This window comes from Granulicella rosea (assembly GCF_900188085.1).
Taxonomy (GTDB): Bacteria; Acidobacteriota; Terriglobia; order Terriglobales; family Acidobacteriaceae; genus Edaphobacter; species Edaphobacter rosea.
Window position 1 is genome coordinate 248,816 of sequence record NZ_FZOU01000007.1, and the last position, 23,258, is coordinate 272,073.

At 65.1% G+C, this 23,258-nt stretch carries 18 protein-coding genes; 7 read left to right on the top strand and 11 right to left on the bottom strand.

Annotated features, from left to right (window positions below):
* Positions 1-64: 64 nt before the first annotated feature.
* Positions 65-898, top strand: coding sequence for an oxidoreductase (locus CHB87_RS18210; protein ID WP_089409858.1), 834 nt, complete (start codon positions 65-67; stop codon positions 896-898).
* 165 nt (positions 899-1,063) lie between these two features.
* Here the strand turns inward: CHB87_RS18210 and CHB87_RS18215 are convergent, their stop codons facing one another.
* The 6 genes from CHB87_RS18215 to CHB87_RS18240 form a co-directional block, all read right to left on the bottom strand.
* Positions 1,064-1,984 (bottom strand): VWA domain-containing protein, encoded by a 921-nt coding sequence (locus CHB87_RS18215; protein WP_089409859.1) that lies wholly within the window; start codon positions 1,982-1,984, stop codon positions 1,064-1,066.
* Positions 1,981-2,919, bottom strand: a complete 939-nt coding sequence (locus tag CHB87_RS18220; protein ID WP_176441847.1) for a VWA domain-containing protein — start codon at positions 2,917-2,919, stop codon at positions 1,981-1,983. Before CHB87_RS18220 ends, CHB87_RS18215 begins: the two co-directional genes overlap by 4 nt.
* Before the next feature lie 72 nt (positions 2,920-2,991).
* Positions 2,992-5,022, bottom strand: a complete 2,031-nt coding sequence (gene mnmG, locus CHB87_RS18225; protein ID WP_089409861.1) for a tRNA uridine-5-carboxymethylaminomethyl(34) synthesis enzyme MnmG — start codon at positions 5,020-5,022, stop codon at positions 2,992-2,994.
* Between the two features lie 17 nt (positions 5,023-5,039).
* Complete coding sequence (locus CHB87_RS18230; protein WP_089409862.1) at positions 5,040-6,020, bottom strand: rhodanese-like domain-containing protein; 981 nt, start codon at positions 6,018-6,020, stop codon at positions 5,040-5,042.
* Between the two features lie 359 nt (positions 6,021-6,379).
* On the bottom strand, positions 6,380-9,601 hold the full coding sequence (locus tag CHB87_RS18235; RefSeq protein ID WP_089409863.1) for a TonB-dependent receptor: 3,222 nt from the start codon (positions 9,599-9,601) through the stop codon (positions 6,380-6,382).
* 131 nt (positions 9,602-9,732) lie between these two features.
* Complete coding sequence (locus tag CHB87_RS18240; RefSeq protein WP_089409864.1) at positions 9,733-13,206, bottom strand: TonB-dependent receptor; 3,474 nt, start codon at positions 13,204-13,206, stop codon at positions 9,733-9,735.
* Positions 13,207-13,474: 268 nt separating this feature from the next.
* Here CHB87_RS18240 and obgE point away from each other — a divergent pair, with 268 nt between their 5' ends.
* The 5 genes from obgE to accD all read left to right on the top strand — a co-directional run bounded on the left by obgE (position 13,475) and on the right by accD (position 17,531).
* On the top strand, positions 13,475-14,578 hold the full coding sequence (obgE, locus tag CHB87_RS18245; RefSeq protein WP_089409865.1) for a GTPase ObgE: 1,104 nt from the start codon (positions 13,475-13,477) through the stop codon (positions 14,576-14,578).
* A gap of 11 nt (positions 14,579-14,589) precedes the next feature.
* Positions 14,590-15,198: a nicotinate-nucleotide adenylyltransferase gene (nadD, locus tag CHB87_RS18250; protein ID WP_089409866.1), complete on the top strand. Its 609-nt coding sequence runs from the start codon at positions 14,590-14,592 to the stop codon at positions 15,196-15,198.
* Between the two features lie 234 nt (positions 15,199-15,432).
* A complete protein-coding gene (gene rsfS, locus CHB87_RS18255) occupies positions 15,433-15,990 on the top strand; it encodes a ribosome silencing factor (RefSeq protein WP_089409867.1) in 558 nt (185 codons plus the stop codon).
* Positions 15,991-16,119: 129 nt separating this feature from the next.
* A complete protein-coding gene (locus tag CHB87_RS18260) occupies positions 16,120-16,575 on the top strand; it encodes a 23S rRNA (pseudouridine(1915)-N(3))-methyltransferase RlmH (RefSeq protein WP_089409895.1) in 456 nt (151 codons plus the stop codon).
* Between the two features lie 83 nt (positions 16,576-16,658).
* Entirely contained in the window at positions 16,659-17,531 is an 873-nt protein-coding gene (accD, locus tag CHB87_RS18265; RefSeq protein WP_089409868.1) for an acetyl-CoA carboxylase, carboxyltransferase subunit beta, read from the top strand.
* 15 nt (positions 17,532-17,546) lie between these two features.
* Here accD and CHB87_RS18270 read toward each other — a convergent pair whose 3' ends face one another.
* The 5 genes from CHB87_RS18270 to CHB87_RS18290 all read right to left on the bottom strand — a co-directional run bounded on the left by CHB87_RS18270 (position 17,547) and on the right by CHB87_RS18290 (position 22,142).
* Entirely contained in the window at positions 17,547-17,888 is a 342-nt protein-coding gene (locus tag CHB87_RS18270) for a cupin domain-containing protein (protein ID WP_217897070.1), read from the bottom strand.
* A 111-nt stretch (positions 17,889-17,999) separates the two neighbouring features.
* Positions 18,000-18,548, bottom strand: coding sequence for a CAP family protein (locus CHB87_RS18275; protein ID WP_089409869.1), 549 nt, complete (start codon positions 18,546-18,548; stop codon positions 18,000-18,002).
* Between the two features lie 43 nt (positions 18,549-18,591).
* Positions 18,592-19,719, bottom strand: coding sequence for a DNA topoisomerase IB (locus CHB87_RS18280; protein ID WP_089409870.1), 1,128 nt, complete (start codon positions 19,717-19,719; stop codon positions 18,592-18,594).
* A gap of 165 nt (positions 19,720-19,884) precedes the next feature.
* Positions 19,885-21,624 carry a M20/M25/M40 family metallo-hydrolase gene (locus CHB87_RS18285; RefSeq protein WP_089409871.1) on the bottom strand — a complete coding sequence of 580 codons (1,740 nt, stop codon included), beginning with the start codon at positions 21,622-21,624 and terminating at the stop codon, positions 19,885-19,887.
* Between the two features lie 200 nt (positions 21,625-21,824).
* Positions 21,825-22,142: a hypothetical protein gene (locus CHB87_RS18290; RefSeq protein ID WP_089409872.1), complete on the bottom strand. Its 318-nt coding sequence runs from the start codon at positions 22,140-22,142 to the stop codon at positions 21,825-21,827.
* 19 nt (positions 22,143-22,161) lie between these two features.
* On the opposite strand from CHB87_RS18290, the gene CHB87_RS18295 reads away from it, so the two are divergent.
* Complete coding sequence (locus CHB87_RS18295; RefSeq protein WP_089409873.1) at positions 22,162-22,962, top strand: hypothetical protein; 801 nt, start codon at positions 22,162-22,164, stop codon at positions 22,960-22,962.
* Positions 22,963-23,258: the final 296 nt, after the last annotated feature.

The window sequence follows — 23,258 nt, forward strand, 5'->3', positions numbered from 1 at the left end:
ACTTTGAGTATCGTATATTCAACAAGAAAACGATACCCACAGTATCGAATATGGAGAGAAGATCATGGAATCCAGGATCGTTTTGATTACAGGCGTCAGCACCGGGTTGGGAAGAGCCTTCGCGGAGGCTCTGCTGGACGCAGGGCACGTGGTCGTCGGCACCGTCCGCAAGACGGAGGCGGTTGCGGAGTTCGAGAGCCTTCGCCCCGGCCGGGCGCATGCCCGCGTGCTGGACGTGACCGACACGCCCGGCGTCGACCGGACGGTCGCAGAGGTCGAGCGTGAGATCGGGCCGATCTATGCGCTGATCAACAACGCCGGGTACGGGCATGAGGGCACGCTCGAGGAGTCGCCGCTCGAAGAGCTTCGCCAGCAGTTCGAGGTGAACGTCTTCGGCGCGGTCGCGGTGATCAAGGCCGTGCTGCCGGGCATGCGGGCACGCCGCGCGGGACGCATCCTGAATGTGACTTCGATGGGCGGACTAATGGCCTTTCCGGGCATCTCGTACTACCACGGCAGCAAGTTCGCGCTGGAGGGCATCTCCGCGTCCCTGGGCAAGGAGCTGAAGAGCTTCGGCATCGGCGTGACGGCGGTCGAGCCGGGAATGTTCCGCACCGATTGGGCGGGCCGCTCCATGGTGCGCTCCGAGCGGCGCATCGCGGACTATGACGCGGTCTTCGAACCCATCCGTGCGGCGCGCGCGGCTCGAAGCGGCAATCAGCCGGGCGATCCGGCGAAGGCAGGCAAGGCCATCGTCACGCTGATCGAGTCGAACGACCCGCCGGCGCACCTGCTGCTGGGTCCGGATGCGTACGAGTACGTCACCAAGGAGATGGACTCCTTGCGGGAGGAGTTTGCGAAGTGGGAGACGGTGACGCGCTCGACCAACTTCGACTGAAGTCCCAAACCCTGGCATCCCATCTGTCATCCTGAGCGAAAGACCTGCATACGATTCGAAGCGCCCATGCCGCTCCAGAGAAAACGCAGGTAGTTCGGCTACGCTGCGCTTCTTCCAGGATGACAGGCTTTTTTTTGTGGAGCTCCATCGAACACTCACGAATGGCTACGGGCTGTAGAAGCCTTCGCGCGCCTGCACGGTCAGCTTGTGGTTCTTCGTTCGCAGCGCGATGCGATGATACGTCTTCGGCGCGGACTCCGGCGGCCGGTAGGCGAGCTGGTATTGCAGGCGCATGTCGCTGGCGATCTGGGCGTAGATGGCCGAGAGCGGCTGCCAGGGGCTGACAATGAAGAATCGTCCCCCGGTGATGCGCGCGATCGCCTGCAGATTGTCCTTGTGCCAGACTGCGTCGTTGGCGAACTGGTCGCCATAGAAGATGGGGTAGAGCGCGACGTTGGAGATCTGGGCCTCGGCGACGGCCTGCCCGAGCGAAAACCGGCTGCCGTTGTCGCCGCCATCGGTAAGGATGACCATGGCGCGGCGGCCGGGTTCTTTGCCCAGCTCGAACTGCGCCGCCAGCCAGATGCCGTCCCACAACATGGTGCCGCCGCCGTGGTTGGGCAGCGCGGAGTCATGCGGTTCGTTTAGGTGGACGAGCGCGCCTTCCAGATCCTCGACGGAGCTCGTCATCTTTTGAAGCTGCAGTACGTTGTTGTCGAACTGCACCAGCGTGGCGCGGTCCTCGGGCTTCCGCAGCATGGCGTGGAAGAAGGTCTGGCTGGCCTTGATCTCGTCGGCGATGTAGGCGTGCTGGCTGCCGCTGGTGTCGACCAGCAACGCCAGCGTCAGGGGCAGACTGGAGCCTTCGGAGAAATAACGAATCTCCTGCGGATGGCCGTCCTGGGTGAGGGTGAAGTCGTCCTTGACGAGTCCCATGACGGGGTTGCCCTTGCCGTCGCGCGCGAGGGCGGAGACGGTGACCAACTGCGTCCCGAGCTTCAGCGTCGGCAGCGGCGCCTCCGCCGTCTGAGCGAGGGCTGGTGCGGCGGTGAAACAGAGGAGCATGTAGCTGAGAAGTGGTCTCATTTCGACTCCGGCTCCGGGCTGAAGTAGCCTTCGCGCGCCTGCACGCTTTGGCCGCCCTGCTTCATCTTCAGCTCGATCTTGTGAAACTTGCCCGGCGCCGAGTCGGGCGGGTTGTAGCCGATCTGGTAGGTCAGGCGCAGGTCTTCGGCGATCTCGGCGTAGATCCTGCTCAGCGGCTCGCGCTCGGTGACGGTGAAGACGGCGCCGCCGGTGGCGTGCGACAGCTTTTCGAGCACGTCCTTCCGGCCGCCGCCCATGCCGCCAAAGTTGCTGCTGTAGAAGACCGAATAGACCACGACATCGTCGCGCTGCGCCTCTTCGATGGCCTCCTTCAGCGTGAAGGCGCTGCCGTTGTCGCCGCCGTCGGTGAGGATGACCATGGCGCGGCGGCCGGCCTGCGCGCTGAGCGCGAACCGCGCCGTGTTGCGGATGGCGTCGTAGAGCAGCGTGCCGCCCATGTTGTGACGCGGATCGTTGTCGCCGGGCGAGGGACGCAGGTAGGCGAGCGCGTCCTCCAGCCGCTCGACCGACGGCGTCATCTTCTGCAGCTCGCGGATGCGGGTGTCGAACTTGACCAGCACGGCGCGGTCGACGGAGCGCTTGAGCATGGTGCGGAAGAAGACCTCGCTGGCGGCAGTCTCATCCGCGATGAACGTGCGCTGGCTGCCGCTGGTGTCGACCATCAGGGCAAAGGTCAGCGGCAGGGTCGAACCCTGCGAGAAGTAGTGGATGTCGACCGGCTTTCCATCCTGCTTGAGGATGAAGTCATCCTTGCCGAGACCGTTCACCAGCTCGCCGCGCTTATCGCGCACCACGGCCGCGACCGCGACGACGCGGGTGCCGACCTTGAGCGTGGCGATGGGCTCGTCCGGCTCCTGAGCTGCGAGCGCCGGAAGAGCGGTTGCGACGAGGAAAAGGGCGGCGAGGCGTCTCAAGGGGCTTCCGTGGGAACGAGGATGCGTGCGTGATCCATTGTGCCTCAAGCGCGGTCGGGACGGAGGGTGAGCTCAGGCCGTAAGCCGCGCCGCATCCGTGCGTCTGCGGCCCTGCAGCTCGATGTAGACGTGCAGCAGCGAGACGGCGGCGGGGGTCACGCCGGGCAGGCGGCTGGCCTGTCCGAGCGTCTCCGGCTTCACCCGCGTCAGCGTCTGCTGCATCTCCCGCGAGAGCCCCGAGACATCCCCATAGTCGAACCAGCCGGGAATCCGCATCTGCTCGGCCTTGCGCATCTTCGCGATCGACCGGAGCTGCTGCGTGAGGTATCCGGCATACTTGATCTCGGTCTCGACCGAGCGCATCTCGTTGCGCACCCAGGCGCGCCCCGGCCCCTGCTGGTCGAGGGCTTCGAGCCAGCCGGCGAAGAGCGGGTTCGCGGCGAGACGTCCGCGCAGAACAGGCAGCAGATCTTCGACCGTGACCTCCGGGCGCTTGATGAGGTCGGCGAGGAGCTGGCCCTTGAGGGTCGCGGCAGGGTCGGAAACAGATCCTTCGTTCTGCCCAGGATGAGAAAGCAGCTCGGCGGATTCGGCCTCGGTGATGCGGTCCTCTTCGAGCATCCGCTGAAAGGTCTTCGCGCGGGCCTGCTTCTCTTCGTACATCCGCCACAGGTCGTCGGGGATCAGGCCGAGCTCGCGGGCGTGCGGGGTCAGGCGGCGGTCGGCGTTGTCGATGCGCAGGTTCAGGCGGAACTCCGCGCGGCTGGTGAACATGCGGTACGGCTCGTCGGTCCCCTTGGAGATCAGGTCGTCGATGAGGATGCCGATGTAGGCCTCCGTGCGGTCGAGCGTGAAGGCGGGCTTGCCCTGAACCGACAGCGCCGCGTTGATGCCGGCCATCAGGCCCTGGCAGGCTGCCTCCTCGTAGCCGCTGGTGCCGTTGATCTGTCCGGCGAGATACAGCCCTGCGATGCTCTTGACGCGCAGGCTGCGGTCCAGTTCCGTGGGGTCGATCGCGTCGTACTCGATGGCATAGCCGGGGCGCAGCATCTCGGCGTTCTCGAGGCCGGGGATGGACCGCACCATCTCTCTTTGGACCTCGATCGGGAGAGAGGTCGACATGCCGTTGATGTAGACCTCGTGCGTGTTCAGCCCCTCGGGTTCGAGGAAGAACTGGTGGCCGGCCTTGTCGGGGAAGCGCACGACCTTGTCCTCGATCGACGGGCAGTAGCGCGGGCCGATGGCCTCGATCTGGCCGCTGTACATGGGCGAGCGATGGACGTTCTCGCGGATGAGCCGGAGGGTCTCGGGCGTCGTGCGCGCGATGTGACACTGGATCTGGCGCAGCGGAATCTCGCGGGTGCGGAAGCTGAAGGGCGTGGGGTCCACGTCGCCCGGCTGCTCCTCGAACCTGGTCCAGTCGATGGTGCGTCCGTCGAGGCGCGGGGGCGTGCCGGTCTTCAGGCGGGTCTCGCGCAGGCCGAGCCGCTTCAGCGATTCGCCGAGGAGAACAGACGCAGGTTCACCCGAGCGGCCGGCGGAGTACTGCTGCTCGCCGCAGTGGATCAGGCCGTTCAGGAAGGTTCCCGTGGTGACGATGGTGGCCTGCGCGAGGATGGTCCGTCCATCGCGGAGCTTCAGGCCCGTGACGCGGCGTGAAGAGGGAATGGAGTCCTCATTCCCGATTCCCCCGTCCCTGCTCCCCTGTTCCTCGAGCACCACGTCCACCACCTCGGCCTGCTTGATGAAGAGGTTCGGCTGCGACTCCAGCATCTCGCGCATGCGAACGCGATAGAGAGCCTTGTCGCACTGGGCGCGGGGACTCCAGACGGCCGGGCCGCGCGAGGTGTTGAGCAGGCGAAACTGGATGCCGGTCGAGTCCGCGACCACGCCCATGACGCCGCCGAGCGCATCGATCTCTCGCACCAGATGGCCCTTGGCGATGCCGCCGATGGCCGGGTTGCAGGACATCTGCGCGATCAGGTCGAGGTTCAGCGTGAACAGCGCCGTCCGCAGCCCCATGCGCGCGGCAGCCATCGCGGCCTCGCAGCCGGCATGGCCCGCGCCGACGATGGCGACGTCGTACTGTTCGGTGTAGCTCACAAGCTCTATTCTATCGGCTATTCGAACCGCGGCAGATGCTGCACATCGGTGGCGGGCACCAGCTCCAGCTCGCCGCCGGATTTGATCCAGGCCTTCAACCCGCCTTCGATAACCTGCGTCCGGCAGTTGGCCTCCTGCAGCATGTGCGCCACGCGCTTGCTCGTCGTATCGCGGATGCAGGAGCAGTAGAGGTAGATCTCGCACTCCGGCGCCATGAACTCCCGCAGCGCGACAAGCTCTTCCTTCAGCCGCGTCGGCTCCACCCGGATGGAGTTCTTGATGCGCTGCATGCCGGGGTCGTAGTAGCCATGACTGCGCACGTCGGCGATGATGACGAGCCGGTCCGGACTCAGGTCCTGCAGGCGCTCGCGCAGGCTTTCGACCGAGATGCGCTCGATCCGCTCGTACTTGCGCGCCTTGAGCGAGAAGACGACGATCGAGACGATGTATCCCAGCAGCAGCACGGCCAGCGCCAGCAGCACGGCGTGCCCGATGCCCTGCACCCAGTCGATGATCTGGCGGATGAAGCCATGAAAGATATACCCGCCGGCGAGCCATGCGGTGACGTAGCCGAGCACGCCGAGCGCGTCCAGCCGGAAGAAGCGTCCCAACCGCATGTTCAGGCTGCCGGCCAGCGGCGCGGCCATGCCGGCGAGGCCGGGGATCCACTTGGCGAAGAGCAGCGTCTTCGCGCCGCGGCGGTAGAAGTACTCGGCCGAGCTGAAGATGCAGCTCTCCGGGTTGACCGACAGGCGGCAAAGTCCGGCGAGCAGCCACCAGCCGGTATAGCGTCCACCAAGATAAAGCAGAGAGTCGCCCAGCACGGCCGAACCCCAGGCCAGCGGCAGCAGTACGCTCAGGCTGAGTCCGCGATGCGCCGCCGCGCCCGACGCGACCAGCACGACCGAGGTCGGCAGCGGCAGACCGATCGCCGCAAGAAACAGCACGGCAGCCACAACAGCGTATCCGTGATGCGAGATGACGCCGACGATATCCATTGCGAGACTCTTCCCTGGGACCCAAAGATGATGACAGGTGAGATGCGCGTTTGCCCAATTTCGCGCATGCGTTCGGAAAATAAGCCGTGTGGAGGAGAACGTTCGAGGGCCGTGTGTGGATGTGGCTGCACGTCTTATCGGCAGGCCGGTCGATTTGTCGTATAAAAGTTTCTTCCCCCAAGAATCGCCTGACATCTCCCTCCACCGTGGCCTGTCATCCTGAGCGGAGCGAAGGACCTGCGTCTCGTTCGGGCAGGCTTCAAGCGAAAGCAAACGCGGGTCCTTCGCTTCGCTCAGGATGACAGGCGGTTTCGCTCAGGGTGACAGGCGGTTTCGGCGAGGCAAAGGAAAACCAAAGATTAAAACTCCAGATGCAGCCCAAACTGCACCTGTCGTTCCCGGCTTTCGGTCGTGCCGGAGGCGGTGGGCGTGCCGAAGGGCTGTTCGTTCGTCCCGGCTGCCGCGATCGCAGCGGCGGATTGAAAGAGCAGCGGCGTCACCCCCGCGACCGGCGTCCCCACCACATATGCACGCTGCGCCACCGAACTGAGATTGAGGTGATTCGTCAGGTTGAAGGCCTCGGCATACGCACGCAGGCGGAGGCGGTCGTGCGGCAGCGGAATGCCGCGGCTGACGCGGAGATTGAGCTGAATCGTCGCAGGCAGGCGCAGCGTGTCGCGCCCAACTGTCGGCAGGTAGAGGGCGCCGCCCGAGCCGTTCAGGCTCTCGCGGCCGCCCGGCAGACGCGGGCCGCCGAAGAGGTTCAGGCTGTACGGACGCCCGCTGCGCGCGGTCAGCAGCGGGGCCAGCAGCCAGCCGTTCGCGGCCGCCCGCAGGGCTTTGCGTTTACTCGCGAGAGCCGTCTCCCAGGTCGCCGACGCGGTCAGCGCCTGCGGATAGTTCAGCGCGGAGAGCGCCTTGTCGTAGCGGTTGTCGAAGGGGTCGAACTGAGCGTCCGTCCTCGGCGTAGCCCCGCCCGGCTGGCTGTAGTCGAGCGCCTTCGACCACGCATATCGCGCGTTCAGGCCGAGCCCGTGGACGGGATGCGTCTCCGCCGTCACGCTGAGGCCGTGGTAGCTGCCGCTGGAGTTCGAGAGGATGTCCGTGACCGGGCCGAAGCTGGGCGTCAGCCGCGCGGTGTAGATCGGGACCGCGAAGGTCTCCTGGTCGAGCACGCCCGGCGCGCCCGTGCCGCCCTGGAGCTGGAAGAGCCCATAGGCGGGCGACGGCGCGATGTTCAGGTCGGTCGAGCCGGGAAGCTGGCGGTCGAGGTTGAGCGTGTACGTCGCGGCGAGCACGGTGCGGCGGGGCAGCTCGCGTTCGAGCGTCAGCGACGCCTGCTGGACCACCGGGAGGCGAAAGCGCCGGTCGAAGACCATCGCCGAGGTGGTCGCGGCGACGGCCGCGGGCGGCGCGGAGAGGTAGTCGCAGGGATAGCCGAAGCCCTGGCTGGGCGCCTGCGGGCACGGGGTTGTCGTCGTGGGCGTGATGCGGATGTGCGTCGTGCTGGCGGCAAGGGCGGTGTTGGTCAGCGCGGCGGAGATGGTCGCGCCGGGCAGCCGCCCGAAGTACGCGCCATAGCCGAGCCGCACCGTGCCGCGCCCGGCTCCGAAGGGCTCGACCGCGAGGCCCACACGCGGGCCGAGGTTGTTGCGGTCCTCGGGAAAGCTGCTGGTCGCGCCCCGTGCGCCGAAGATCTGGTCGAGCGCGGCGTTCGGCTGCTGCGGAAACGGCAGAAGCTGGTACTCGTAGCGCAGCCCGGCGTTCAGCGTCAGGCGCTTGTTCGCGCGCCAGCTCTCCTGTGCGAAGCCGGCCCACTCCTGCGTGTCGAACGCCGCCGACTGCTGGCCGAAGCCCTGGGTAAAGGCCCGGAAGCATGCGTCATGAATGGCGGCGGTGATGGCCGGGCAGCCCCCGTTGGGGTAGGCGTTCACGTTGAAGGTCTGGTCGGTGATCCAGTCAACGAGACCTCCCAGCCTGCCGCCGGTATTGCCGGAGTCGTAGGTAAACGTCCCGGCAGGGTTCGGCAGTGAGGCGACCGAGTCGTGGACGGCGCTGAAGTCCACGCCCAGCATGACCGCGTGCCGCCCTTGAAGCCAGGTGAGCGTGTCGGCGGCCTGCAGGCGGCGCTCCAGCGGGTAGGCCGCGCGCGTGAGCCCCGAGGGCGTGCCGAAGAGCAGGCCGTTCGGGCCGATGTTCACCTCCGGCGCGCGGCCTCCGGGGCCGATGGCCGGCTCCTGCGCGAGCGACGACTGCGGCTGCTCGTACTGCAGATCGCGCACGTACTGAGCGCGCAGCTCGTTGATCGTCTTCTGGGTCGGCCTGCCGGTAAGCCGGAGGAGCACGGTGTCGAGCGAGCCGCTGGCATTGCCGAAGCTGGCTCGGCCGCGCGCGACCACCGGCGCGGAGGTCAGCCCGGCGGGCGAGCTCCAGCGGACGCGGTTCCACTCCAGCCCCAGCGTCTGGCGGCGCATGGGCAGGGTGTCGAGCCGGACGAAGTGAATCTGTTGATCCGCGCGGCGGGGCAGCTTGCCCGTCAAGCTGCTGAGGTAGTCGAGCGCGGCGTTCGTGGCCTCGGGTGTAACGCCGCGATTGGCGAGCAGCGCCTTCTGCCCATCGGTCAGGACGTAGAACCCGGCGTATCCCGGCGAGGAGATGGCCGGGAAGTTCCGCTGCTGGCGATCGAAGGTGTAGAAGAACAGCAGCGGCGCGCGCGGAACCGGGCCGCCAATGCTTCCGCCGAAGATCTGGCGCAGGTCGTGCGGCTTGACGATGCCGCTCGTGACCACGCCGTCCGCATAGCTCGTGGCGATGGCGTAGGGGTTGGCGGCGGCGAGCGCGCTCGAACGCAGCTCGTAGAAGCCGGCGCCATGAAACGCCGCCGTGCCGCCGCGCGAGACCGCGGCCGTCGTGCCGCCTGCCGCATGTCCGGTCACGGCGCTATAGTCGCGTGCAAGGACGCGCGCGCTGCGCGTGGCGGCCTCGGAGAAGCTGTACGGCGCGCCGCGCGGACGTCCACGGCCAAGCCCATGAAGCGGCTCGTCCTCCTGCTCGTCGGGGTCGACGGATGCCTGAGCCGCGCTGCCGGCGGGCGTGCCGCTGAAGCTCCGGTCGCCGCTCAAACCGTCCAGGGTGCTCGCGGTCTGGGTCGCGTCCAGTCCGCGAAAGCTGAGCAGACCGTCGCCATCGAGGTCCGGGTTCGCGTCGGGTAGAGTCGCGCCCGGCGCTGCGACCGGTTTGCCGAGGGTATAGAGCGTGGTCGCGCCGAGCTCCACCGTCAGCGGCCGGGGCGGGTCGAAGCGGTGCAGGGTCAGGCGATATCCGCCAGGCGTCAGCCCGGGAAGGAAGAAGCTGCCATCGTGCGCAACCAGGGCAGCCGTGGCCGCGCCGGTGTCGTTGCTTTCGAGCGTGACGGTTGCTCCGGGCGGCGCGCCGCGCCCCAGCAGGGCGCCGCTGACGGCGTCCTGCGCACGAGCGCGCGCCAGCGGTAGAACGGCGCATGCGGCCATGAGCCAGCATGCCGAGCGCAAAGCGAAGATCGGGGTTGCCGCGTGAATCTCCTGGCGGCGGAGACGTGCCATCCGCTCTCCTGTTGCGGTTTGGGATATGCGGAGAGTACCGGAGTTGAAGAGAAATGGGAATGGGTAAAAGAAAAGGGCGACGGCTCGAACGCCATCGCCCTGATTTGGTTCAGGTTTGAATCGTGATCGAACTAGAAGAGGAACTTGAAGCCGATCTGGATCTGACGCGAGGTGTACAGGAAGCCGCTGGAGTTGGAGTTGGTGGGGATGCCGAACTGCGTCGTACCCGTGCCGGCCACGCCGGACTGGTAGGTTGCGGTGGTGGCGGTTCCCGACGAGGTCAACGCATAAGCACCCGTGCTGACAGCCGTTACGTTCTGGTGGTTGTACATGTTGTACAGGTCCACGCGACCTTCGAGCTTGTAGCGCTCGGTAAAGGAGACCTGCTTCTGCAAGCGGATATCCTGAACGACGTCGCGGGGATACTTGTAGGTGTTGCGTCCAATAACCGGGACGTAGGAACCGCCGCCCGAACCATTCCAGCTCGAGCTGTTGAGACCGCCAGCCACGGTGCCGGTGAGGGACGCCGAGTACGGCAGACCATTCTGCGCCTGGAACGAGGTGTTCAGCGCCCAGTCGTTGAGTGCGTAGCTGGCCCAGTTCTTCGCCCCAAGATTCGGGAAGTTGTACAGGGCGTATCCCGCCACGCGGTTGGGTACGTTGTAGATGGAGTTGCCGTAGTCCGTCGCCTGGCTGCCATTGGGGTCGTACTGAGTGTTCGTTGCAGTTGTGGTCGTGGCGTTCTGGTTGTAGTCGAGCGCGTGCGACCAGACATAGTTCACATCGAACTGTAGCGACTTGAGCGAGCGGTTCTGAATCTCGACCACGCCGCCGTGGTAACTGGAGTTGACGTTGCTGGTGACCTTCGTGATGCTGGTGAAGGCAGTATTGATGTAGCTGGTGTAGACAGGCACCACGAACTGCGTGCCGGCTGCGATCGGGCTCTTGCCGTTGCTCGGGTCCGCGATCGTAATGGTCGTGTTGACCATGGTCGCGGGGTTCAGGTTGGTGTTGACGAAGTTGGTCAACTCACGACCGAGCGCGCCGAGGTAGCTGAGCGAAAGCACCGTGCCGTGGCCGAGCTCCTGCTGCACGACCAGGTCGAACTGATGAACCATCGGGTCCTGCAGATTGTTGGCGAGGTAGTAAGAACTCGGCGTGGGAGGCGTGCCGCCCGAGATGATGTTCGGGATGATCGGCGCCGAGGTGGCGACGGTGGCCGTACCGGTGCAGGCGACCGTGGTTCCGTTGCAATAGTAGGTGGCGGGCTTCAGGGTAGCGGTGAACTGTCCGTTCGGGCTGCCGGTGTTGAGCAGAACGTTGAGCAGAATGCCGTTGGTGATGCGGCCGTAGTACATGCCGTAGCCGCCGCGCACGACCGTCTTGCCAGTGCCGAACACGTCGTACGCGAAGCCGAGGCGGGGTCCGATGTTGTTCTTGTCGCTCGGAGTATTCGTGAGCCCGGCGTACGGAGTGAAGGTGAAGGCGCCGAGAGTCGCCGGGGTGGTCAATGCCGCGTTGGCGGAGTGGCCGGGAAGCTTCTCGTAGTCGTAACGTGCGCCAGCCTGGATCGTGAGACGCGGCGTCACCTTCCAGTTGTCCTGGGCGAAGATGCCGTAGTCCAGAGTGGTGATGCCGTAGATCGGATTGCCGAAGCCCTGAGCAAAGTTCGTATAGCAGGGAAACGCGCCAACCGCGGAAGCGGTAGCCGTGGCGACGGCAAGGCCGGTGCTGTTGCAGGTGCCCTTGTTCGCAGCCGCGTTATACAGATCGGCGAGATAGTTGCCCACGTAGCCGTAGGTGTAAACGCCGTTGCTCTCGTAGGTGTTGTTGATCAGGTCGGCGTTGTGGACCATATCGACGCCGAACTTAAGGCTGTGATTGCCGTGGCTGACGTAGAGCGTATCGCCGATCTGCCACTTGCGCTCATCCGGCAGCGCCTTGCGGTAGGAGTAGTAGGGCGAACCGAGGTAGAAGCCGCTGCCTGTGGCAAGCGCGACCTCTGGCGTGTTGCCGGCCGAGGCGCCGGTGCCCGCGAGGTTTGCCTTGCTGTACGCGCTGAGGGGCTGCTGGCCTTCGTCGTTCAACTCACGACCGTACTGGTAAAGCAGTTCGTTGCTGATCAGACCGGAGATCATGGTCGTCAGCTTGGCGACGCCGTAGTCCAGCTTCACGAAGTCGGTGCCGAAGGTGTCGATCGCATAGTTGTTGGTCGACTGCGTCTGCACACCGCCTGGCGAATCCCAGCGAAGACGATTATAGAGAAGGCTGACCGAGTTCCGGCTGTTGAGGCGGTAGTCCACCTTGGCCATGTTGACCTCCTGGTCGCCGGTACGCGGCACGTTGCCGAGGTCGGGCAGGAAGCTGGCGAGACCGGCGCTGAACGCCGTGGCGCCCGCGCTGTAGGAGCTGCCGACACCACCCTCGCGGGCAGCCAGCGCGCAGGCCTGGGCGTCGACCGCCGGCGCTGCGACCGTGCCGGTCGCCGGAGCCAGATAGCCCGTCGCAAGGTTGCAGGTATAAACAACGCTGCTGCCGGTCGGAATCACCGTGTTGCCGCCGGTGACCGTGGCGGGGTCAGGCTGCGTGAAGAACGCCGAAGGGGAGTTAGCCTTCGCCGTACCGGGGAAGTTGCGATGATGCTGGTCGTACGTGTACTGCCAGAAGAGCTTGTCCTTGATGATCGGGCCGCCAGCCGTGAAACCCCAGATCCTGCGCGAGTCGGACGGCTTGTAGGGCGAGGTGGTAAAGGTATACGCGCCCGTGGTGGGATTCTGAGTTCCGACGGTATTGGTTGTGTAGGGGTTATAAGCGCCCCATGCGCTCTCGCGATCGAGGAAGTAGGCCTGTCCGTGAATGGCGTTGCCGCCGCTCTTGGTGACCGAGTTGATGACGCCGCCCGCGGCGCGACCGAACTCCGCGGCATATACGCCGGTGTTCACCTGGAACTCGCGAATCGATTCCGGAGGCGTGGAGTAAGCCTCACGGGTACGGCCACGCTCTTCCGAGTAGTAGGCCTGGTTGTCGTCCGCGCCGTCGATCAGCACGTTATTCAGAAGGGGGCTGATGCCGCGCACGCTGACAAGACCGAAGCCGTTCGAGTCCGAGACGACGCCAGGAGTGGTGAGGGCGAGCGCCGACCAGCGAAGATTGTTGACCGGGATGTCTTCCAGCGCGCGGGTGTTGAGCTGCGCGGCAAAGTCGGGTGAATCGAAGTTCAGCACGGGCGCTTCCGCCGTGACTTCGACGGTCGAATCGGTGGCGCCGGCGGCGACGTGTGCGTCGACCTCGGTCAACTGGCTGACCGTGACGAGGACCGACTTGGTGACGACCTTGCCGAAGCCGGTAGCCTTCACGGTGACGGTGTAGGTGCCGGGCTCAAGGAGAGGGGCCTTGAAGAAGCCGCTGCCGTCCGCGGTGAGGGTAAGTTCGGCGGCTGTCGCGTCGTTGTGGATGGTGACGATGGCTCCGGGAACAACCGCGGAGGTGTTGTCGAATACGGTTCCGCCAATGGCGCCCTGCGTCGAAGACTGGGCCAAGGCGGGAACGGTACAGATACAGGCGGCTGCAAGCAGCAGCGCGGCCTTATTCATGAATTTGGACATTCCGGTCTCCTGAATTTTCCTGCTGAACCCACGCCAGTACGCTTTGCGATCCGCGTGCTGTGAGAAGGTTTGTGTATCTCTTAATAGCTACAGCTTGCCACGTTTCGATGACGGGATGATGACTGCCTTGGATAACACACAAACTGCCAGACGTTAAAGCGAGTTCGGGGAAGGCGTACCTGCCGTCGGGGGGTTGGGACGGTCTGATCATCTTCCTGGTTGGATAGAAATATCAGTCTAGCTCGATTCCGCTACACTGGATACTGAAATGTTTATTGACGAAGCAAAAATTCGAGTAAAAGCCGGCGACGGCGGCAATGGCTGCATGGCGTTCCGGCGCGAAAAGTTCGTTCCCAAGGGCGGCCCGTCGGGCGGCGATGGCGGACATGGCGGCGATGTCATCATGGAATCGTCGCTGAGCCACAATACCCTGGTTCACTTCCGGTTCAATCCGGAGCACAAATCGCAGCGCGGCGGGCATGGTCTGGGTTCGAACTGCTCCGGCTACGCGGGCGAGCACACCGTGTTGAAGGTTCCGGTCGGCACCGTCCTCTATGACGAGGAGACGGGCGAGATGGTCCACGACTTCTCGCGAGCCAACGAGTCCATCGTCATCGCACGCGGCGGACGCGGCGGACGCGGGAACCAGCACTTCGCCACCAGCACCCACCAGGCGCCGCGCGAGCACGAGCTTGGGCGGGCAGGCGAAGAGAAGAACTACCGGCTGGAGCTGCGGCTTCTGGCCGATGCCGGCCTGGTCGGCTACCCGAACGTCGGCAAGTCGACGCTGATCTCGCGTCTCTCCGCCGCCAAGCCGAAGATCGCCAACTACGCCTTCACCACGCTGGAGCCGAATCTGGGCGTGGTCTCGGTCGGCGACTATCCGCACGAGGCGTCGTTCACGGTCGCCGACCTGCCGGGGCTGATCGAGGGCGCGCACCTGGGCGCCGGGCTGGGCATCCAGTTCCTGAAGCACATCGAGCGCACCAGCGTCGTCGTGCATCTGGTGGATGTCTCGGACGGTTCAGGCCGGGATAATCCCGTGGAAGACTTCAAGGTCATCACGGCGGAGCTTGAAAGTTTCGACCCTGCGCTGGGCTTGAAGCCGACGATCCTGGTCGCGGCCAAGGTCGACGTCGCCAATCCTGAGAAGTTGAAGAAACTAAAGGCGATGGGCAAGCGGAAGAAGCTGCCCTACTATGAGATCTCGGCGGTCACGGGCCTGGGCATCGACGCGCTGAAGTACGGCATCGCCGAGGTGGTTTCGGCGAACCGCAATGCGATTCCGCTCGAAGAGCAGGCGCCGCTGGAGCAGGTGAAGAAGAAGCGCGCGTTTCCGCCGCCGGCTGCCTCGTCCAAGGGACGGAAGTAGGCCGAGTGGGGATGCGCGTAGCGTTCTTCGGCGGCACCTTCGACCCTCCGCACCGCGGGCATGTGGCGATTGCACAGGCCGCGGCCGACGCCTTCGAGCTGGACCGCGTGCTCTTCGCGCCGGCCGGACGGCAGCCGTTGAAGGACGGCCACGCCACCCTCGACTTCGGCGACCGGCTGGCGCTTTCGACGATGGCCTGCGCCTCGGACGAGCGCTTCGCCGCCTCCGCACTGGACGCGCCGCGCGAGGACGGACAGCCGAACTACACGGTGGACGTGCTCACCGAGCTCCGACGGCAGATGCCGGACGCCACGATCTTCAACCTGGTGGGCGCGGACAGCTTCAACGATCTGGGCCGTTGGCGCGAACCGGCGGAGCTGCTGCGGCTGGCCGAGTGGATCGTCGTCAGCCGCCCCGGCCATGTGCTGGACGAGCCCGAGGGCTATCCGCTGACCGCGGGCCAGCGGGCGCGGGTGCATCTGCTGGATGCGGTCCATCTGGATATCTCGGCGACGGAGCTGCGGGCGAGGCTGGCTGCGGGAGAGCTCTGCGACGACCTTTTGACGGCGCCGGTGGCGGGGTTCATCCGTGCACACGGGTTTTACCGGCACGAACTTTGATGAGCCGGTTCGGCTCGTTGGCGGGGTAAGGAAGGCATGCCCAGGGGCTGAAGCCCGCTTCATTTGCCGGGTTTGATTGCCAGGGCTGGAGCCCTGGCCTATCGCAAAGCAACAACGACAAGGCTTTGGCCTATCTCAAGACAAGTGCAAGGCGCGCCAGAGGCAGAGACAAAGCGCACGAATCGCTGGTAAGCGCTGCCACAACCCGGTAGCATAGAGAGTTCAAGGAGCATCATGCCCTCACAAGAAAGCTATCAACTACTCCTCGCCGCGGCGGCGGCCTGCGAGGACAAAAAAGCCGAAGACATCCGCATCCTGGCGCTCGATCCCTCGGAAAGCGGCCTGACGGACTACTTCCTGATCTGCAACGGCACCAACGATCGCCAGAACGTCGCGATCACGGACGAGATCGAGATCCGGCTGAAGCGCGACTTCGGCGTCTATCCCAACTCGGTCGAAGGCCGCAGGCAGGCGGAGTGGATCCTGATGGACTACGTGGACTTCATCGTCCACGTCTTCTCGGTCGAGAAGCGCGAGTTCTACGGCCTGGAGCGGATGCGCCGTTCGGCCACCACGATCTCCGTCGCGGAGTTGAGCGACGAGCTGAAGGCCCTCATCACCTCCACCCGCGCCAAGACCGCCAAGGCCGAGCCTGCGAAGAAGGTCGCGGCAAAGAAGGCCGTCGCTAAGAAGGCTGTGGCGAAAAAAGCCGTGGCGAAAAAAGCGGCAGCGAAGAAGGCCGTTCCCGCGAAGCCTGCCAAGAAAGCAGCCGCAAAGAAGAAGGTCTCCTAGCGAGCGCATGCTCTGCGCCGCGGTGGACCGGTCGAACGGAAACAGCAAGCCCGCGCCCCTGGTGCGGGCTTGCTGTTTCCTGCGCCGGGAGGCTTGCATCGCGAACGGACGCAGCAAGAGGGAGTGGTCATGAAGATTGTGCTGGCATCGGTGGTGAGCCGCCGCGCTCGCTCGAAGGCCGAGGGCGTGGACAAGATGGTCGCCGACTATACCCAGCGCGCGGGACGCTATGTGCCGGTGGAGACGCTGCTGGCCGAGTCCGAGGCGGCGCTGCTGGCGGCGGCGGAGAGGCAGCCGGGACGCCCGGCGGCCTACCTCGTCCTGCTGGACTCGCGCGGGCAAACCTTTTCGTCCGAGGAGTTCGCGCAGTTCGTGGGCAGGCAGCAGGATGGCGGGACGCAGCGCATGCTGCTGGGCATCGGCCCGGCGGACGGCTGGAGCGACGGAGCCAGAAAGCAGGCCCAGACGCTGTTTTCGCTCGGCCGCATCACGCTGCCCCACGAGCTGGCCCGGGTGGTGCTGGCGGAACAGGTCTACCGCGCGCTGACGATTCTCGCCGGACATCCCTACCACGGCGGGCATTGAGGCTTCGCCGCGGGATTGCAAGCCGCAAGGATTACAATGAGTCTGGCCCAGGCGACTGGGCCGCTGGAGAGGGCGACCGCAGAATGAGCTGGTTTAAACGCGACAACCACGAGATCGTGAACGATTCCACCAAGACCGTCCGGACCGAGGGGCTGTGGACCAAGTGCGGAAGCTGCGGCGCGATCCTGTTCAAGGCCGACCTGGAGGCGAATCTGCAGGTCTGCTCGCACTGCGGCAAGCACTTCCGCTTCGACGCGCGGAGCCGGATCGCCAACCTGCTGGAGCCGGGGTACGAGCTGGTCGATCTGGAGCTGCGCTCGACCGATCCTCTGCAGTTCACCGACCTCAAGCCTTACAAAAAGCGCCTCCTCGAGGCGCAGAGCAAGACCGGGCTGAACGATGCGATCGTGAACGCGGTCGGCAATCTGGGTCCGCATCCCGTGGTGTTGTCGGTGATGGAGTACAGCTTTATCGGCGGCAGCATGGGCGCTGTCGTCGGCGAGACGATCGCGCGGGCCATCGACCGGTCGCTCGAGACGAAGCGGCCGCTGATTATCATTGCCGCGTCGGGCGGCGCGCGCATGATGGAGGGCATCGCCAGCCTGATGCAGTTGGCGAAGATCTCGGCCGGCCTGGCGAAGCTGGACGACGCCGGCATCCCCTATATCTCCTTGATGACCGACCCGACGACCGGTGGCGTCACGGCCAGCTTCGCCATGCTGGGCGACCTGAACATCGCCGAGCCGGGCGCGCTGATCGGCTTCGCCGGACCGCGCGTGATCGAACAGACGATCCGCCAGAAGCTGCCCGAGGGCTTCCAGCGGTCGGAGTTCCTGCTGGAGCACGGATTTCTGGATGCCGTGGTGAAGCGCAAGGATCTGAAGGCGTATCTGACGCAGGCGATCGGGTGGATGGGCGGCGGGAAGAAGGCGGCGGCCGAGGTTGCGGCGGTCTAAGCGCGCCGACCGACCTCAGACGGCTTCGCCACCCTGCTGTCCCCAGAAGATCGCCCAGGTGATGAAGTCTGGGGAGAATTCCGTAAAACGGTGACGTTTTGTGGCCGGAACGAAGAGCACATCTCCTTCAACAAAGGGGAAAGGTTCGTCCTCGATCGTGAGAACTCCCGTCCCCTTCATGACGATGTAGAGCTCGTCCTGGGTGTGACTTGTCTGATAATCGTGGCCTCGCGGCGTGAAGACGAGGATGGACATCGTGCCATGTTCAAAGACTGTCTTATCCCAAACACCCTCCGGCCAGGTTGCGGTCGCGGGCAGGGGCAGATGCGAGAGCGCCGATTTGAAGTCGATATGCAAAGCAGATTTCTCCGTGCGAATTGCTCGTCATGAGCCGATTGACCGAAGATAGCAGGTGCGGCCGGGATCGCGGGCACTTAATCTGGGGCCGGTTGGCAAAGCTGGCCGGCTTCAATACGGCTTCTCGCCCAGAACGTTGCCATGCGGATCGTACTCGGCGACGATGACCATCGCGCCGCGCAGGCCTCCGCAGCTTGCCTGCCCCATGCCGACCTTCTGCGTGTTCTTCCAGACCATCTGGGTGTAGTGGCCGATGGCCGCAGCATTGCCCGGCGTGATGGCGTCGCCGCCGTTGTAGGCCTTGATCTCGCTGTACCAGCTCTGCGAAGCGGAGAGCGCGGTGTAGAAGGCGCCGGTACCGCCGAAGAGATTTTCTCCGTGTGAGTTATCGGTCTTGTGCTCTAACTGGCACTTTTTGTCGTGCGCCAGATGCTCGGCCCAGGCCTGCGCGTCGGCGGCGAGATCGGCCGACCACTGCAGCGGCGGCGCGCCGACATCGTTTCGTTTTGCGTTCTGGAAGTCGAGCGCCTGCTGGGCCTCTTTTTGCGAGATCTTCGACCCGGTCTGCGATGGAACGACCGGAGTTGCGCTCTCCTGCGCGCCGCCGGCATGGAACGCGGCAAGGAGAGCGGTTGCGGCGACGGTGCGGATCAGGTGCATAGAGATCCTCCAACCGGGTTGGATTCGGTTCGGGCCGCAGGCGTTAGCTGGCTCCGGCTGCTTCGAGCATCGACCGCTGCCGCAGCAGTTCGAGCAGGTGCAACTCTTCTCGCCTCAACGCCGCGGTATATTCTTCGATCTCGTCTTCCAGCTCCTGCTTGGCCGCCTGCACGGTCTTGCCGCCAAGGTAGGCGTCGAGTACCGCTGGGTGGACATAGCATTTGCGGCAGACGGACGGCGTGTTGCCCAGCCGCTCGGCGACGGCGGCGATCGCCTGCACGACGTTCTTCTTCGCCTGCGTGACGGTCTCGTAGGGTTCGAACGCCGACAGCAGGTTGTGCGCGAGCACCGAGCCGGCCCAGGTGCGGAAGTCCTTCGCGGTGAAGTGCTGGCCGGTGATCTCCTGCAGGTAGCCGTTGACGTCGGCGGAGTCGACGGTATGGGGCGCGCCCTCGGGGTCGAGGTACTGAAAGAGCTCCTGTCCGGGCAGGTCGGAGCAGCGCTGGACGATCTTCGCCAGCCGCCGGTCGCGCAGGTCGATGGTATGGCGGACGCCGCTCTTGCCCTTGAAGCTGAAGACGATCTCCGAACCGTGGACCTCGACGTGGCGGTTGCGCATGGTGGTCAGGCCGTAGGAGTGGTTCTGGCGCGCGTACTCCTCGTTGCCGACGCGGATCAGCGTCGCCTCCATGAGGCTGACGATCGTGGCCAGCACCCGCGCGAGCGGCAGGCCGGGGAGGGCGAGGTCGTGCCGCAGACGCTCACGGATGGAGGGCAGTACGGCGGCAAAGTGGGTCAGGCGCTCGTACTTGGTCTCGTCGCGGAACGCGCGCCAGCGCGGATGGTAGCGGCTCTGCTTGCGGCCGCGGGCGTCGCGCCCGGTGGCCTGCAGATGGCCGTTCTCCTGCGTCGCGATCCAGACGTTCGTCCACGCGGGCGGGATGACGAGCGACCGGATGCGGGCGAGCGTCTTGGCATCGCGCAGGGGCGAGCCGTCCGGCTGGGTGTAGCGGAACGTCTTGCCATGGCGGACGCGATGGATGCCGGGACGCGCGTCCGAGACGTAGCGCAGACCGGCGGCGCGAGCGGCCTCGGCTGGGTCGGTGATGGGCTCCGGAGGCTGCTTGCTCCTGCTCGAACGCCTCTTCGCGGCGATGCTGGCCGGTGACATGGAGCATTCGGATGCGGCGCACACAACCCAAAGTTGTCATCCTGAGCGCAGCGAAGGACCTGCTTTTCGTCCAGGGCCGCACCAATGTTCGTACAGCTTCAAACGAGCAGCAGATCCTTCGCTTCGCTCAGGATGACAACCCTAAGGGCGAGTCGTGACGCGCAGCTACTTCACGGCGTTCGGATAGATGTCCGGCAGCGGCGCGGTCAGCTTTTTCTCGTTCTCCGGATGCGGGAAGGGCTTGCGCGGCATCATCTGCTCGCGCTGCGCGGTGTTGTAGAGGAAGATGGCCTCGACGACGGCGGCCTGTTCGAGGTCGAAGGCGTGCAGCCGGTCGACCGTGTCCATGTCGGAGTGGTGCGTGCGCGTGTCGTAGTCCATCGGATCCTGAATGAACTGGAAGCCGGGCAGGCCGACCGCGTCGAAGCTGAGGTGGTCCGTACCGCCGGTGTCGCGCGTGGTGACGGTCGTGACGCCGAGGTCCTTGAGCGGCGCGATCCACTGCGCGAAGATGGGCGCGATGCCGAAGTTGCCCTGCGTGTACACGCCGCGCACCATGCCGGTGCCGTTGTCGAGGTTGTAGTAGGCGTCGAGCGTCTCCCACTCCCTGGTCGTCGTCAGCTTGCCGTGGAGGCGCATGAAGTCGGGCGTGGACGCCGGGCTTGGCTTCTCCGGTTCGGCGAACGTACCGAAGTGCTGCTTCACGTAGCCGCCGGAGCCGTAGATGCCCTGCTCCTCGCCCGACCAGAGCGCGATGCGGATGGTGCGGCGCGGCTTGATCTCCAGCGCCTTCAGGATGCGGACCGCCTCCATCGCGACCACCGATCCGGCGCCGTTGTCGGTCGCGCCGGTGCCGGAGATCCAGCTATCCAGGTGACCGCCCACCATGACGACCTCGTCCTTCAGCTTCGGATCGGTCCCGGGAATCTCGGCGACGGTGTTGAAGCCGTGCTCGTGGTCGCCCGTGAACTTCGTCTCGATGTTGAGCTCGACCGTAACCGGCACATGCGCGGCGATCATGCGCGCGAGGCGGTTGTAGTGCTCGACCATCATGACGGCATTGGGAATCGTCTGCTTGTTCTCGGGCTTCTGTGCGTGGAGAGCGTTGACAAGGCTGTTGGCTCCGTTGTCGTCGAAGATGATGCCGGTTCCGCCGCCGTTGCGACCGTCCCGCGACGGCGTGACGATGGCGAGGACGCCCTCGCTGGCGAACATCTTCAAGGCGCGGGTGCGGAGCGCGTCCAGGCGAATGGTCTCAGCGATCGCGGCGCGATCCACCCCGGTGCGGCGGGGGCCGGGGTAAGCCTCCAACTCCTTCAACTGCGCGTCCGTGTAGCGGGTAAACAGGGGCTCCGTGATGTCGGGTGTGGACCGCATCGCGCCCAGCAGCACAATCTTGCCGGCGAGCTTGCCCTGCAGCTTGTCCAGATCCACAGTCGCGAGGTCGACATACACCACCTCGCCCTTCACCGGCCCGGCGGTCGCGGGCGACCAGGGCGCAGCCTGCGCCCATAGCGGCTCAGGATCGGGCGAGACCATGCGGACCCAGGTGTTGATCTGCTGCCAGCCCATGCCGAACTCGCCCCAGTCCTCAAGATGCGCGTTTTCGAGGCCCATCGTGGTGAGAGTGTCGCGAGTCCAGGCGTTGGCCTTCGCCATGTTCGGCGAACCGGTCAGCCGCGGGCCGATGCCGTCGTTCAGCGCGTCGGCAAGCTGCATGACGTGCGAGTGGCGAAGACCCTCCTCGCGGATGCGCGCGTACATGTTCAGGTCCAGCGTCTCGGCGGCAGGCTGCGCGACGTCGTAGGGCGCGACGGGCTTTTCCGCCTTCTTTTCAACCGCAAAGGCCGGAAGGGCGAGGCTGGCGGTAACGCAGGCAAGGGCGAGGCGGCGGGGCGAGAACATGTGCTGGAACTCCTTGAGAATGAGGAGTCAGCAGAATAGCAGGTGAGGAAGGACGAGGTGCTGGGTGCCCCATTCATCGCGTCTTTGTCTCATGCGATGAGTGGGTGGGGTGGCGAAAAATCCCGATGCGAGCGGTATACGTCCCACTCATTCGCGTTACGGCTGCGAATGAATGGGGCACCCAAGCAATGGAGCCTCAACTACCCCCGCCTTACCTGTCGCCTGGCCCACATCACGCCCAGATAGCCCAGCGCCAGCACCATGACCAGCACGCCGAAGGGCAGACCGAAGCGCAGGTAGCTCCAGCTATAGTCCATCTTGGCATGCGCGCCGCTGTTGTAGATCATGATGAACACGATCCCCACGAAGGTTCCGGCGAAGAACGAGGCCATGCCCGTTCCCAGACCCATCAGCAGGCTGGCGAACCAGCCCAGGTCGCGCATGGGGACGCCGAACAGGTAGCCGTTGCCCACTGTGCGGGGCTGATTGTCGTACGTGTTGTATGTGGGCTGAGCCATGCCTATAGAATAGACCCTTATGGGTGACGGTGTGCAGTCCGGACTGATTCAAGCGACGCAGGTGGCCAGCGAGACCGCGCTGCGGCGCGCGGCCAATGGCGTCTCCTACGCCAGCTACGGCGAGACCGAGATTGCAGGCAACGACCTGGACCGCATGGTGCAGGCCGTGCCCGCGACGATCGCCGGAGCGCTGGGCGACAAGGCGTACTACTTCGTGCCGCTGGCGCTGGCCGAGGGCCGCGAAAGCCGCCCCGGAAGTCACAAAAACGGCGAAGACACCATGATCGCCCAGGCCTACACGGCCGAGCTGGGCGACGAGGCCATCTGTCACCGCAACGTCACGCTGGGCGGGCCTGAGGGCGGAAAGACGGAGGGCGTCTTCATCTCCACCCGGCTGCTGAACGACAAGTTCGCGCTGGCCTTCGAGTTCTTCATCAACGTCGGACACGCCTTCGTCGAGACGGCCGGCGTCCCCGAGGAGTTCACCGCCCTCGCCTGGGGACAGGTCGTCGCGGACGTGCGCGGCGAGACCAGCCAGGACGCCTGGGAGAGCCGCAACCTCGCCCGCGCCGGCCACGCCGAGGGCAAGGCTCAGGTCGACGAGAAGGCAAAAAACAGCTTCCTCGAAGCCGCGTTCTCGGATGCGCTGGCGATCTACCAGTTGTCGCTCTCGGTCGACTTCGACTACTCCGAACTGCGCGAACGCGAGTACCCGCTGATCGCCCCCGCGGCGCTGGCCGACCGCCTGCGCCTGATGGCAAAGCTCTTTCCGCCGAACGCGGGGTATGAGTTCGCGATTCGGTACCGGCGCCGCGCGTAGCTCAGTTTCCTCATCGCCATGACCCGCCACGGAGGCTCGTCACCCCGAGCGAAGTGAAGGATCTGCTTCAGGCTTTTGTCGTTGTCTGTTCATGCTCCAGTCAAAGGCGGCAAACAAGCAACAGCAAGAACAAAAGCAGGTCCTTCGGCTACGCTCAGGATGACAGGCAGTTGGGGCTGCTCGTCAGCAAAAGGTAATCCGCTCTAAGGATTCTCTGATTAAGTTCCCCACTCCACGGCGGATTAAATTACGTTGTGGATGTGGGGGTGCGGATGAAACAGCAGACCTTGGCTTTG